Origin of the sequence: Halomonas sp. YLGW01 (assembly GCF_014840935.1) — a bacterium.
Lineage (GTDB): Bacteria > Pseudomonadota > Gammaproteobacteria > Pseudomonadales > Halomonadaceae > Onishia.
Genome location: NZ_CP062005.1, coordinates 3224835 through 3237481, shown reverse-complemented (window position 1 = coordinate 3237481; position 12647 = coordinate 3224835). Strand labels below are relative to the sequence as shown.

Here is a 12647-nt window from a genome sequence, read left to right as displayed (position 1 = left end):
CCCGATCGCGGGGCGGGTGGCCTCTGGCGGGGGGCGAAGGGGGGTGCCAGAATGGAGAGCCTGACCTTTGGAGGCGCCATGACGCTGATGCACTGGGAACGCCTGCTGGATCCTCACCGGCTCAACGACAAGCCCCGCGCGCCCCGTGAGGAGCTGGGCCGCAGCCCCTTCCACAAGGATCATGACCGGATCGTCTTCGCCGGCTCCTTCCGGCGCCTGGGCCGCAAGACCCAGGTCCATCCGCTCACCGACAACGATCATATCCACACCCGCCTGACCCATTCGATGGAGGTCGGCTGCGTGGGCCGGAGCCTCGGCATGATCGTCGGTGAGGGGCTGCGCGAGCGGCTGCCCGACTGGATCACCCCGGCGGATCTCGGCGTGATCGTGCAGGCGGCGTGCCTCGGTCATGACATCGGCAACCCGCCCTTCGGTCATGCCGGCGAGTATGCGATACGCGACTGGTTCAAGCGCGCCGAGGCCGATGGCCTGGGCTATCTCGAGGAGCTGTCGCCGCTTCAGCGCCGCGATCTGCTGACCTACGAGGGCAACGCCCAGGGTTTTCGCATCGTCACCCAGATCGAATACAACCAGTTCAACGGCGGCATGCGCCTGACCGGGGCGACGCTGGGCACCCTGCTCAAGTATCCCTGGACGGTGGAGCACGGCGGTTCGGCCGGCAAGTTTGGCTGCTATCAGTCGGAGCGCGAGCAGCTCGCCGAGGTGGCGCGCCGGCTGGGCCTCAAGCAGCGCGACGACTGGGCCTGGTGTCGCCATCCGCTGGCCTGGCTGGTCGAGGCCGCCGACGACATCTGCTACGCGCTCTTGGATCTCGAGGACGGCCTGGAGATGGGCATCCTGCGCTTCGACGAGGTCGCCGAGATCCTGATCCAGATCGCCGGCGGCGAGCCGGCCGACTATCACGCCATGGGCGAGCAGGGCGTGTCCCAGCGCCGCCGCATCGCCGCCCTGCGCGGCGCCGCCATGGAACGGGCGGTCAACGATGTCGGCGCGGTCTTCGTCCAGCACGAGCACGAGCTGCTCGCCGGCACCCTCAGCGACGACCTGCTGGAGCTCTGCCACCCGGATCTCGGCTGGGGCGTGACCGCCGCCAAACAGCTGGCCCGGGAGCGGATCTTCCAGAACGAACGCAAGGCCAAGCTGGAGATCGGCGCCTACACCACCCTCGGCATCCTGCTAGAAGCCTTCATCGGTGCGGCTCATGAGCTGCATACCACCGGGCATTCGACCTTCAAGCATCAGCGGGTGTTGGCGTTGATCGGCGAGAACACGCCGCGGGCGTCCTGGAGCCTCTACGACAGCTACCGGCGCATGCTCGACTTCATCGGCGGCATGACCGATCACTATGCGGTGGACCTGGCCCAGGAGATGGGCGGACGCCTGAAGGGCGACTGACGCCCGGGCGCCCGTCGTCGGTCGCCTCGTGTCGAGGCAGGTCAGGCGGTGAGCTGGAGCGGCGGCTCGCCGTCCGGGTCACGGTTCGGGTCGCCGTCGGGATCGCCGTCCGGGTCCCGGTCGTCGCCGAGTCCCATCACCCGCTGGATGGCGAGGCCGATACGCTTGCTGCTGTCGGCGATGCCCTGATTGCCGAACAGGCGGTTGAACTCGAACACGTAGGGGTGACCGTCGACCATGGCGATATCGAAGCCGGCGTGATCGATATCGAGTTCCCGGGCCAGGCGCAGGGCCAGGGCGATGGCCGCCTCGGGGATGTCGTCGTGGGCGACGCGTCCGCCCTGGCTGACATTGGCGCGATAGCCGCCGAGGGGCGTGACACGCCAGTAGGCGGTGAGCACCTCGCCGCCGACCACCACGATGCGCAGGTCGCGATCGATCGGCAGTCGTGCCTGGGCATACAGCACCGGCTCTTCCTCGAGGTGGGCGTGCAGGGCCTCGCGGGAATCGATCAGGCTGACGCCTTCGCCCATTGAGCTCTTGATGCGCTTGGCGATGAAGGGATAGCCGAAGCGTGCCTCGACCCGCTCCTGCGAGGCCCGGGAGGAATCGAGGATCTCGGTGGGCGGTACATGCTCGGGGCACAGCGCCATGAAGGCGCGGGTCTGCTCGACCTTGGTGTGGCCCAGGTGGTAGCTGGCGAGACTCGGGAAGATGCGCGCCTTGAGGCCGTAGACCAGGGTGTGCAGCTGCCAGTAGGCCGGGAACAACAGCCAGTCGGCCGCCTGGATCTCGTCGAGATGATCATACATGCGCTCGGGCTTGATGTAGCGAACGCCGGGAATGCCCAGGGTGCGAAAGACGTCGAACGTGATAATCTTCATTAGGGAATGTTCGTCAACTCCTGCGAAAGGCGCGGATTATTATCCGGGGCTCGCGGTCTGGCAAGCACTATCGCAGCACTATCGATCCCCCGTTCGCTAACCCCTTGATGAAAGGAGACAGCATGTCGCGATCTTCCTCCGGCTGCCGTCGCCGCTGGCCCGTTTTGGCGGTGCTGATGGGGCTGGCGTTGCTGCTCGTGCTGGCGCCGAGCGGGCCGGCCGCCGCCCGATCCGAGGCGCCGCCGACCGCGTCGTCCGAGCTGGCCCCCCTTGCCGCCCTGGAGGGCTCGGGGTTCGATCACTACACCCTGGCGCTGACCTGGCACCCTGGCTTCTGCCACACGCGTCGCCGGCCGCCCCGCGAGTGTCGGGAGCCGTCGCTGGCGCCAGGCGCGGCGGAGGGCTTCGTGCTGCACGGGCTATGGCCCTCGCTGCCGGCACGCCTCGAGGCGCGCGGCATCGGGCGCGAGCGGTGGTGGCGTCAGGGCTGCTTCATCGAGACGCCGCGTCCCAGCGGCAGCTTCTGCCGCGCTCACCCCCCGCTGAATCTGCCTCAGGCACTGGATCGTTCGCTGGATCACGCCATGCCGGGGCGGGTGAGCTGCCTGGGTCGCTATCAGTACGCCAAGCATGCCGCCTGTCTGGCCCTGCCGGTCGACGACTACTTCGCGGCCGCCGTGGCCCTGCGTGAGACGGTGAACGCCAGCGCCTTCGGGGCCTTCGTCAACCACCACCGTGGCGGCGAGGTCACGCGGAATGCGCTGATCGCGGCCTTTGAGGCCGCCTTCGGCGAGGGCACGGGGCGCGCGCTGCGCCTTGAGTGCGGCGGTCGCGGCAACCGGGTGCTCACCGAGGTGCGCATCGGCATCGCCGCCGAGCGGCTGGGGGCCTTCCCCGCCGCTGACAGCCTGGTGGCGCTGGGGCGTGGGCGCTGTGCGCCCCGGGTGCAGCTGGTGGGCGGTTCCTCCTAGCGGCCAGTTAGTGGCCAGTGGCGGTCTGGATCGTCCATGGAAGGAGCGCCGCGAGGAAGACGGACCTTCGATAGAGAGGTCTTCTGAAGAAAGACAGGTCAATCGACGCACGATCGACGAGCGAGAAGGCCCTCCTAGAGCGAGGGGCCGTCGAGGTGTGCCGGCAGCAGATGGGTCCCCCGCCGCATCAGCGCCTGGTTGATGCGATCGTGAAGCGCATCGGACAACGGGGCGAGTTCCGTTTCGGTGAGCAGCGCGGCCAGCCGGTCGCCGTCGACCACCTGGATATCCGCAGGGGCGTCGCTGCTGTCGATGTCCCAGCCCGGGAGGGCGAGGATACCGGCCACCGGCACCTCGGCACCGCACTCCCGGCCAAGCCAGTGGCGCAGCCAGGCCACTGCCTGGCGGGTCTTGCGCAGCGGCTGGCGCTCGCTCCAGCCGGGGAAGCGCAGCCGCTTGGCCTCGACCGCCACCTGGGTCTGAGGCACGCCGCGCGCATCCAGCGGTTGGGTGCGGGCCCGGGTCTCGATCACGAAGACCCCATGGGGCGTGACCGCCACATGATCGATGGTGTAGGTATCGGCGGGGATATCGTGGAAAATGAAGTAGGGGTGCGTCTCGGGGCGGACCAGGCGTTGCAGCTCCTGACCCACCGCCAGCTCGCAGGCGAGCCCCAGCTTGAGACGGCGAATGCGCTGAAAATCCCGGGTCAGGCGCAGGCAACAGATCAGCACCAGCGCCGTGCTGAGCCCCCCGTAGAGCGACCATTCGAGCCAGTTCTGACGCTCGGCGAAGAGCATTCGCCCCATGCCGTAGACCAGCGGGGCGAGCACGGCGATGGGGCCCAGGGCGCCGTCGAGGAACAGGCCGGCGAAGGCGCGGTCGAGTCGGTCGCGCAGCACTTGGCCGGGCTCCCGCAGCGGGTGGGCATCGAAGGGCGAGCTCACGCGCGCGTCGTGCAGGTTGCGCAGCGCGACCACGATCACCGCCATGGCCGCCAGCGGGAACAGGAAGATCAGCGGTAGCAGGTATTCCAGCCAGGCCATCGAGGCCTCCTTGCCCGAAAGGATGCGAGGGGATTCATTCTAGAGGGCCGGGGAAGCCGAGACCACGCCCCAAACGCCTAATGCTGACAGAAGCGCCCCATCAACATTAGCGCCCCATCCACAGTAGAGAGAGGCCATGCCCCCGTCATCCCCTACGTGCTCAGATGCCCCTCATGCTGCCGTCGCCGCTGAGGTGGATGTCGCGGCCCTGGCCGCCTTCGTGCGCGCCCACCCGCGGCTCGTCGTGCTGACCGGTGCTGGGGTCAGCACCGAGAGCGGCATTCCCGACTACCGCGACGCCGCCGGCGACTGGAAGCGGCCGCCGCCCATGCAGCACCAGCGTTTCATGCAGAGTCACGCCGCCCGCCAACGCTACTGGGCACGGGCTCTGGTCGGCTTTCGTGCGCTCAGCGAGGCGCGCCCGGGGGCGGCACACCATGCCCTGGCCCGATTCGAGGCGCTGGGCCATGTGCACACCCTGATCACCCAGAACGTCGATGGCCTGCACCAGCGCGCCGGCAACCGGCGGGTCATCGACCTGCACGGCCGTGCCGAGATGGTGCGCTGCATGAGCTGCCAGGCGCGGCGCATGCGCCATGACCTGCATGCCGAGCTCGAGGCCGAGAACCCTCACTGGCGGGAGCTCGACGCCGTGGCGGGACCGGATGGCGATGCCGACCTGGAGGTCGACTTCGCAGACTTCCGGGTGCCGCCCTGCGGCCGCTGCGGCAGCGGCGTGCTCAAGCCGGACGTTGTGTTCTTCGGTGACAGTGTGCCGGTGTCCCGGGTTAAGGCCGCACTGGCCGCCGTGGACGAGGCTGACGCCCTGCTGGTGGTGGGTTCGTCGCTGATGGTCTATTCCGGCTATCGTTTTGCCCGAGTGGCCGCACAGCGCGGCAAGCCGATCGCCTGTCTCAACCTGGGTCGCACCCGGGCGGATGCGCTGTTCGCGCTCAAGCTCGAACGGCCGATCGGCGCCACCCTGGCCGCGCTGGTCGCGGTCCTCGAGGCGTCGCCTGGCTAGGCTTGTCTGACACGAGCCTAGCCGCCGGCCAGCTTCACCTTGTAGCCCTGGGCCTCCAGCGCGTCCTTGAGCGTCGTGCGATGATCGCCCTGGATCTCGATCACCCCGTCCTTGACCGCGCCCCCGGTGCCGCAGCGCTTCTTGAGCGTCTTGGCCAGCGCCTTCAGCTCGGCCTCGGGGAGAGGCACGCCGTCGATGGTGGTCACGCCCTTGCCCTTGCGCCCGCTGGTCTCGCGACGGATGCGCACGATGCCGTCGAGGCCGGCCAGCCGCTCGCGTTCGGCCAGTGCCTGGCACTCGCAGTCGTTGATCGGCTGGCGGCAGTCGGGGCAGGTCTCGCCATGCTCGGTGGAATAGACGAGGCCGCGCAGTTGATCCTGCAGGGAAGCCATGTCGCGCTCCTGACGGTGAAGAATGGATGCCGCCATGATAGCGCAGCACCGCCCGCGACTCATGGGGCGACGGCCTCACCGCTTCTTATCCACAGCCGCCCGTCTGGCGAGGGCTGTGGATAAGCAAGGGCGGCAGGCGAGCCTGGCTCAGAGGCTGGCCACCGCCTCATGCGCCAGGTGGCCGACCACCGTGGGCAGCTGATGCATGTTGCTGATCTGGATCGCGCCTTCCGGGGTAGTCTCCACGTCCGGGAAACGGTTCAGATGAATCACGCGCATGCCGGCGGCCAGCGCCGCCTTGACGCCGACGATGGCATCGTCGATGGCGATGCATTCGTGGGCCTCGTAGCCCATCAGACTGGCGGCATGCAGGTAGAGGCAGGGGTCCGGCTTCCAGCACTGGACGGTATAGCCGCTGAACAGCCGGTCGCCGAAGTAATCGCTCAGGCCGGTGGTGGTGAGGCCGGTGCGGATCTTGGTCTCCGGACCGTTGGAGACCACCGCCCGGGGATAGCCGGATAGCGCCTCCAGTGCCTCGCGCACGCCGGGCAGCGGCGTCAGCTCGCTGGCCAGCCGCTCGGCCAGGCGCGAGCGCATGTCGGCCTCGCCCTGCTTGAGCGCCTCGGGGTCGATTGTCCCGTGGCGGCGCTGGAGTTCGGCGACGATGTTCATGAAGCGGGCGCCGCGAAACTCGCCCATATAATCATGGGGGGCAAAGGGGAGACCGAGTGCCGAGAGGCTCGTCGCCATCTCGGCGGCCAGCAGGGGTTCGCTGTCGACCAGGGTGCCATCGCAGTCGAACAGCAGGCATCGCGGAATTGTCATCGCCGATCCTCTGGGGCAAGACAGGGGGACATCATACCAATGTTACCGTTATCGGCGCGCGTCACCGGAGCTTGAAGTAGGCGCGTCGGAGCATATCGATAGTGTAGTCAATTTTGGAACAGTGTTCTTTAATTCGAAGCGGATCCGCAGGGGAAGTGGGCAAACGAGCCGAACGACGTCGGCGATGACGAATGGCACTGCCGCGCGGTGCTAGGCAGGAGGTGGACGAGGCGCGATGGACTAGGCTGAGCGCAAGACTTGCGCTCCTTCCCGATGCCCACTCCGAGGTCCCCATGTTCCGATGCCGTTTGACGTCATCGCGGTTGATAGTGCCGATGCTGGCGCTTCTGCTGGTCGCCGCCTCCTTGCTGGCACCCCATCCGGCGGGGGCGCAGCCATTGGATGACCACCACGCCACCTGGGCCGCGCTTTCCCAAGGTGGTCACATTGCCCTGATGCGCCATGCACTGGCGCCTGGCACCGGCGACCCGGCGGGCTTCACGCTCGATGACTGCACCACCCAGCGCAACCTTTCCGAGGAAGGCCGTGCCCAGGCGCGCGCCATCGGCGAGCGGTTTCGCGAACGGGGCATCGAGGTGACTGCGGTGCGCTCCAGCCGCTGGTGTCGCTGCCTCGACACCGCCGAGCTGCTGGCGCTTGGCGAGGTGATCCCTACCCCGGCGCTGGATTCCTTCTTTCGTAACCGCGGTGCGGCCGAGGGGCAGACCCGTGAGCTGCGCGCGCTGATCGCGGCCTGGAACGGCGAAGGCACACTGGTGCTGGTCACCCATCAGGTCAACATCACGGCGCTCACCGGCGTCTATCCGCGCTCCGGCGAGATGCTGGTGCTGGCGCCGGAGGGTGGCGCGCTTGACGTGGTAGGGCGGCTGCGACACTGACGCGCTGCTTATCGCGCCTCGGTGAAGGTGCCCGTCAGGACATTGAAGGGGTCAGTGTGAGACGTTGGCGCAGTTGTCGCGATACAGGGGGGCAGCGGTGCCCAGCGCCAGGCGCTCGGTGGCGCTGTTGTAGTAGAAGCGACCGGTGTCGGCGCCTGAGAGCGCATAGTCGCCGCACACCCCATAGCCCTTGTTGACCCTCGCCAGGTGGGAGATCTCGGCCGGGGTCTGGCTATCGAGGCGGTCGCCGATGAGCGCGGCGATATGGGCATCGCGCTCGGCTTCGGAATAGGCCTGGCCGCCGAAGATCATCGCCGCAACGGCCAGGATGGCGACGACGGGTATCCACAGATTGTGCATGGCGGGTCCTGAGCGGGTGCCCACCGGCGCGAGGCCGGTGGGCGGGAGGGCTTACTTGACCTTGGGATCGAGCTCGCCGCGCTCGTAGCGCTTGAACATCTCTTCCAGGCTGAGCGGCTTGATCTTCGAGGCGTTGCCGGCGGTGCCGAAGGCTTCGTAGCGGTCGATGCAGACATCGCGCATGGCGCTGACGGTTTCCTTCATGAACTTGCGCGGGTCGAACTCGGCCGGGTTGTTGGCCAGGAAGCGACGCACGGCACCGGTAGAGGCCAGGCGCAGGTCGGTGTCGATGTTGACCTTGCGCACGCCGTGCTTGATGCCTTCGACGATCTCGGAGACCGGCACGCCGTAGGTCTCGGGGATGGCGCCGCCGTATTCGTTGATCACCTCGAGCCACTCCTGCGGTACCGAGGAGGAGCCGTGCATCACCAGATGGGTGTCGGGGATGCGGGCGTGGATCTCCTTGATGCGCTGGATCGAGAGGGTGTCGCCGGTGGGCGGCTGGGTGAACTTGTAGGCGCCGTGGCTGGTACCGATGGCGATGGCCAGGGCATCCACGCCGGTGGCCTTGACGAAATCGGCGGCCTCTTCCGGGTCGGTGAGCAGCTGCTCCATGTCGAGCTTGCCCTCGGCGCCGATGCCGTCTTCCTCGCCGGCCATGCCGGTCTCGAGGCTGCCCAGGCAGCCGAGCTCGCCTTCGACGGAGACGCCGCAGGCATGCGCCATCTCGACGGTGCGGCGGGTGACGTCGACGTTGTAGTCGTAGCTGGCCGGGGTCTTGCCGTCCTCGCCCAGGGAGCCGTCCATCATCACCGAGGAGAAGCCGAGCTGGATGGAGCGCTGGCAGACAGACGGGCTGGTGCCGTGGTCCTGGTGCATGGCGATCGGGATATGCGGGAATTCCTCGATCGCGGCGAGGATCAGGTGGCGCAGGAAGGGCGCGCCGGCGTACTTGCGGGCCCCGGCGGAGGCCTGAACGATGACCGGGGAATCGGTCTTGTCAGCCGCTTCGAGGATGGCGCGCATCTGCTCGAGGTTGTTGACGTTGAAGGCCGGGACGCCGTAGCCGTACTCGGCGGCGTGATCCAGCATTTGGCGCATGCTGATAAGTGCCATGAACTCACCTGTTGTACATGAGGACGGCGCGGCAGGGCCACGCCGTGAGGATCAAGGGATGTGGGGGCTTGGTTACTTCGCGGCCTCGAAGGCGGCGCGCAGGGCCGTGACCGCCGGCAGGGTCTTGCCTTCCACGTACTCGAGGAAGGCGCCGCCGCCGGTGGAGATGTAGGACACCTTTTCTGCGATGCCGTACTTGTCGATGGCCGCCAGGGTGTCGCCGCCGCCGGCGATCGAGAAGCCGTTGCTCTCGGCGATGGCCTTCGACAGCGCTTCGGTGCCGCGGCCGAACTGGTCGATCTCGAACACGCCCACCGGGCCGTTCCACAGGATGGTGCCGGCGTCCTTGAGCAGGCCGCCCAGGCGGGCCGCGGTGTCGGGGCCGATATCGAGGATCATCTCGTCGTCTTCGACCTGATCGACCGGCTTGGTCACCGCTTCGGCGGATTCCGAGAACTCGGTGGCCACCACCACGTCGGTGGGCAGCGGGATCTCGACCTTGGCCATCAGCGCCTTGGCCTGATCGACCAGGTCGGCTTCATGCAGCGACTTGCCGACGTTGTAGCCCGCCGCGGCGATGAAGGTGTTGGCGATGCCGCCGCCGACGATCAGCTGGTCGCACTTCTCGGAGAGCGCGGTCAGCACGTCGAGCTTGGTGGAGACCTTGGAGCCGCCGACGATCGCCACCATCGGGCGTGCCGGGGTGGCCAGCGCCTTTTCCAGGGCCTCGAGCTCGCGGGCGAGCAGCGGGCCGGCACAGGCGGTCGGGGCGAAGCGTGCCACGCCGTGGGTCGAGGCCTGAGCCCGGTGGGCGGTGCCGAAGGCGTCCATCACATAGACGTCGCAGAGGGCGGCGTACTGCTTGGAAAGCGTCTCGTCGTCCTTCTTCTCGCCTGTATTGAAGCGCACGTTCTCGAGCAGCACGACCTCGCCATCGGCCACGTCGACGTTGGCGCCCAGGTAGTCCTTGACCACGCGTACCGGGCGCTCGAGCAGCTCGCCGAGACGCTCGGCGACCGGTGCCAGGGAGAACTCCTCGGCCGGTTCGCCCTCGGTGGGACGGCCCAGGTGGCTCATCAGCAGCACCTTGGCGCCGGCATCGCGAGCGGCAAGGATGGTCGGCAGGCAGGCGCGCAGCCGCGCATCGCTGGTGACATGGCCGTTCTTGATCGGCACGTTGAGATCTTCGCGGATCAGCACGCGCTGACCGGCGAGGTCCAGGTCGGTCATCTTGCGAACATTCATCGGGGCAGAGTCCTCTGGGTTGCAAGCCAGGTGGGGAAGACGAGGGCGACGCTCATGCCGGGGCCTTCAGGCATTGCCTTGCCGGGTCATCGCTCGTCGACTGTCGGGACGGCGCCTAGCCTTGCCAGTCGTTCGGTGACGTCGAGCATGCGGTTGGCGAAGCCCCATTCGTTGTCGAACCAGCACAGCATCTTGATCAGCCGGCCGCCGGCGACGCGAGTCTGAGTGGCGTCCACGATACCGGAGCGCGGGTCGTGGTTGAAGTCGACCGAGGCCATGGGCTCCTCGGTGTAGCCCACGAGGCCCGAGAGCCGCTCGTGGCAGGCCTGCTTGAGCAGCGCATTGACGGCCTCGGCGCAGGTGTCCTGGCGCACGCAGATGGCCAGATCCATGGCCGAGACGTTGATGGTCGGCACCCGCACGTGCAGGCACTCGAAGCGATCCGCGAGGTGCGGCATCAGGCGGTTGATGCCGCGGGCCAGTCCGGTGTCGACGGGCACGATCGACTGCATCGCCGAGCGGGTCAGGCGCAGGTCGGTCTGGTGGTAGGCGTCGATCACCGGCTGATCGTTCATCGCCGAGTGAATGGTGGTGGTCACGCCGTGCTCGACCCCCAGCGCCTCGTCGAGCATGGTCAGCACCGGCACCAGGCAGTTGGTGGTGCAGGAGGCAGCGGAGACGATGCGGCAGTCAGGCGTCAGGTCGGCATCGTTGATCCCGGTGACGATGGTGGCATCGACGTCGCTCTCGGCGGGCTGGGAAAACAAAAGGCGCCTGGCCCCGGCGTCGAGGTGGCGCTCGGCGGTGGTCCGGTCCTTGAAGCTGCCCGAGCACTCGACCACCAGGTCGATGTCGAGCTCGCGCCAGGGCAGGCGGTCCGGGTCCGGCTCGCTGAGCACCCGGATCGGCCGATCATCGATATAGAGGTGGCCGTCGCGGCCCTCGACGCGGCCGGGGAATCGCCCGTGGGTGGTGTCGTAGCGGGTCAGGTAGGTGATGGTGTCGAGATCGGAGAGCTCGTTGATGGCCACCACCTCGATGACGGGCGAGGCGTCGCCCGGCACCCGATTGTCATGGGCTTGGCGCTCGGTCAGCGCCCGCAGCACGCATTGGCCGATGCGGCCGTAACCGTTGATGGCGATCCGATAGGCCATGGGACGCTCGGGCTCCACGATGTCGATTTCCCTCAGCAGGCGCCCGCGGGGCGGCGGGGCGCGCTCGATGGCAAGAAAAGGGCGATTCTAGCGCAAAAGGGCGCGCCCTGCAGGGCGGCCCGGAAGCGCCGGGCAGGCGAGCCCCTAGAACCCCAGCAGGCGCCAGGCCAGCGGCAGGCACAGGGCCGTGAGGATGCCGGTCAGGCTCATGCCCAGCGAGGCGAAGGCGCCGGCGGTGGGGCTCATCTCGAAGGCGCGCACGGTGCCGATGGCGTGGCCATTGACCCCCAGCGCGAAGCCGAGGATGCGATGGTCGCGAATGCCCAGCGGCGGGGCCAGCAGGCTGACCGCCAGGGTCGCCATCACGCCGGTGATCAAAAGCCCGCCCATCAGCAGCGGCACAGAGCCGCCCAGCTCCTCGATGATGCCGAGCGCAATCGGCGCGGTCACCGACTTGGGCGCCAGCGAGGCCATGACCTCGGGGCTGGCGCCCAGCGCCCAGGCCAGCGCCACCGAATAGCAGGAGGCCAAGGCCGCCGCCGGGGGCAGGCTCAGCGCCAGCGGCTTCCACAGCGCGCGGATGTGGTGAAGCTGCTGGTAGAGCGGCACGCCGAGCGCCACCGTGGCCGGGCCCAGCAGAAGCATCAGCCAGTCGGCGCCGCGACGGTAGTCGGCGACGTCGATGGACAGTGCCCACAGGCTGGCGGCGACCAGCAGGGCGGCCAGCAGTACCGCCGGGCACCAGCTGGGGCGCCCCAGGCGCTCGACGGCCCACAGAGCGGCGAGGTAGGCGGCGAGCGTCAGGGCGATGGACGCAAGCGGGGTGGCCAGCAGCGCCTCGCGCAGCTCGATGAGAGACGCGCTCATGATGGGGTCTCGTCCGGCGTGTTCGCGGTGGGCTCAGCGGGGATGCAGCGGCGCATCAGCAAGAGGGTGGTCAGCACGCTGGCCAGGGTGCCTCCCACCAAAGCCACCGCCACCGCCAGCCACTGGCCGGCGAATTCATCGGCGACGAAGAACACGCCCACCACGCCCGGCATGATCAGCATCGCCAGCAGGCCGATCAGCGGCTGGCTGGCGGCGGCGATGTCACTGAGCCGCCCGCCGCGCAGCATCAGCATGGCGGTCATCAACAGCATGCCCACCACCCCCGCCGAGATCGGCAGGTCGAGCAGCACGACCAGCGTCCTGCCGGCGAGCCAGAAGGCCGTCAGCCATAGAAACCCGCGCAATACTGCGATCACGTCCTTTCTCCTGAATAGTCCCTTGCTGAATAGTCCCTTTCTGAATAGCCCCCTCTCTCAGGCGCCATGAT

14 protein-coding genes are annotated in these 12647 nt (G+C 68.1%); 4 read left to right on the top strand and 10 right to left on the bottom strand.

All coding sequences use genetic code 11. The annotated features are described in order from the left end of the window. Positions 1 to 78: 78 nt before the first annotated feature. Positions 79 to 1416, top strand: coding sequence for a deoxyguanosinetriphosphate triphosphohydrolase (locus tag IEJ03_RS14805; protein ID WP_192035565.1), 1338 nt, complete (start codon positions 79 to 81; stop codon positions 1414 to 1416). Between the two features lie 41 nt (positions 1417 to 1457). Here IEJ03_RS14805 and IEJ03_RS14800 read toward each other — a convergent pair whose 3' ends face one another. Continuing rightward, positions 1458 to 2300, bottom strand: a complete 843-nt coding sequence (locus tag IEJ03_RS14800) for a hypothetical protein (RefSeq protein ID WP_192035564.1) — start codon at positions 2298 to 2300, stop codon at positions 1458 to 1460. A gap of 122 nt (positions 2301 to 2422) precedes the next feature. On the opposite strand from IEJ03_RS14800, the gene IEJ03_RS14795 reads away from it, so the two are divergent. Beyond that, on the top strand, positions 2423 to 3271 hold the full coding sequence (locus IEJ03_RS14795; RefSeq protein ID WP_242457990.1) for a ribonuclease I: 849 nt from the start codon (positions 2423 to 2425) through the stop codon (positions 3269 to 3271). A gap of 134 nt (positions 3272 to 3405) precedes the next feature. On the opposite strand, the gene IEJ03_RS14790 is transcribed toward IEJ03_RS14795, so the two are convergent. Further along, entirely contained in the window at positions 3406 to 4317 is a 912-nt protein-coding gene (locus tag IEJ03_RS14790; RefSeq protein WP_192035563.1) for a nuclease-related domain-containing protein, read from the bottom strand. Between the two features lie 136 nt (positions 4318 to 4453). Between IEJ03_RS14790 and IEJ03_RS14785 the strand changes: the two genes are divergently transcribed. Next, positions 4454 to 5341 carry an NAD-dependent protein deacetylase gene (locus IEJ03_RS14785; RefSeq protein WP_192035562.1) on the top strand — a complete coding sequence of 296 codons (888 nt, stop codon included), beginning with the start codon at positions 4454 to 4456 and terminating at the stop codon, positions 5339 to 5341. Positions 5342 to 5358: 17 nt separating this feature from the next. On the opposite strand, the gene IEJ03_RS14780 is transcribed toward IEJ03_RS14785, so the two are convergent. Together IEJ03_RS14780 and IEJ03_RS14775 are read right to left on the bottom strand one after the other, a co-directional pair. Next, positions 5359 to 5733: a translation initiation factor Sui1 gene (locus IEJ03_RS14780; protein ID WP_192035561.1), complete on the bottom strand. Its 375-nt coding sequence runs from the start codon at positions 5731 to 5733 to the stop codon at positions 5359 to 5361. A gap of 147 nt (positions 5734 to 5880) precedes the next feature. Then, positions 5881 to 6558, bottom strand: a complete 678-nt coding sequence (locus IEJ03_RS14775) for an HAD-IA family hydrolase (protein WP_192035560.1) — start codon at positions 6556 to 6558, stop codon at positions 5881 to 5883. Positions 6559 to 6893: 335 nt separating this feature from the next. Between IEJ03_RS14775 and IEJ03_RS14770 the strand changes: the two genes are divergently transcribed. Continuing rightward, the gene (locus IEJ03_RS14770) at positions 6894 to 7457 is read left to right on the top strand and encodes a histidine phosphatase family protein (protein WP_192035559.1); all 564 of its coding nucleotides are present in this window, start codon (positions 6894 to 6896) and stop codon (positions 7455 to 7457) included. 51 nt (positions 7458 to 7508) lie between these two features. On the opposite strand, the gene IEJ03_RS14765 is transcribed toward IEJ03_RS14770, so the two are convergent. The 6 genes from IEJ03_RS14765 to IEJ03_RS14740 all read right to left on the bottom strand — a co-directional run bounded on the left by IEJ03_RS14765 (position 7509) and on the right by IEJ03_RS14740 (position 12573). Beyond that, positions 7509 to 7817, bottom strand: a complete 309-nt coding sequence (locus tag IEJ03_RS14765) for a hypothetical protein (protein ID WP_192035558.1) — start codon at positions 7815 to 7817, stop codon at positions 7509 to 7511. A gap of 51 nt (positions 7818 to 7868) precedes the next feature. After that, entirely contained in the window at positions 7869 to 8933 is a 1065-nt protein-coding gene (gene fba, locus IEJ03_RS14760; RefSeq protein ID WP_192035557.1) for a class II fructose-bisphosphate aldolase, read from the bottom strand. 72 nt (positions 8934 to 9005) lie between these two features. After that, complete coding sequence (locus IEJ03_RS14755; RefSeq protein WP_192035556.1) at positions 9006 to 10178, bottom strand: phosphoglycerate kinase; 1173 nt, start codon at positions 10176 to 10178, stop codon at positions 9006 to 9008. A gap of 86 nt (positions 10179 to 10264) precedes the next feature. After that, positions 10265 to 11332 (bottom strand): glyceraldehyde 3-phosphate dehydrogenase NAD-binding domain-containing protein, encoded by a 1068-nt coding sequence (locus tag IEJ03_RS14750; RefSeq protein WP_192035555.1) that lies wholly within the window; start codon positions 11330 to 11332, stop codon positions 10265 to 10267. Positions 11333 to 11476: 144 nt separating this feature from the next. Next, a complete protein-coding gene (locus tag IEJ03_RS14745) occupies positions 11477 to 12199 on the bottom strand; it encodes an LrgB family protein (RefSeq protein ID WP_192035554.1) in 723 nt (240 codons plus the stop codon). Next, the gene (locus IEJ03_RS14740) at positions 12196 to 12573 is read right to left on the bottom strand and encodes a CidA/LrgA family protein (RefSeq protein WP_192037348.1); all 378 of its coding nucleotides are present in this window, start codon (positions 12571 to 12573) and stop codon (positions 12196 to 12198) included. Before IEJ03_RS14740 ends, IEJ03_RS14745 begins: the two co-directional genes overlap by 4 nt. Between the last annotated feature and the right edge of the window lie 74 nt (positions 12574 to 12647).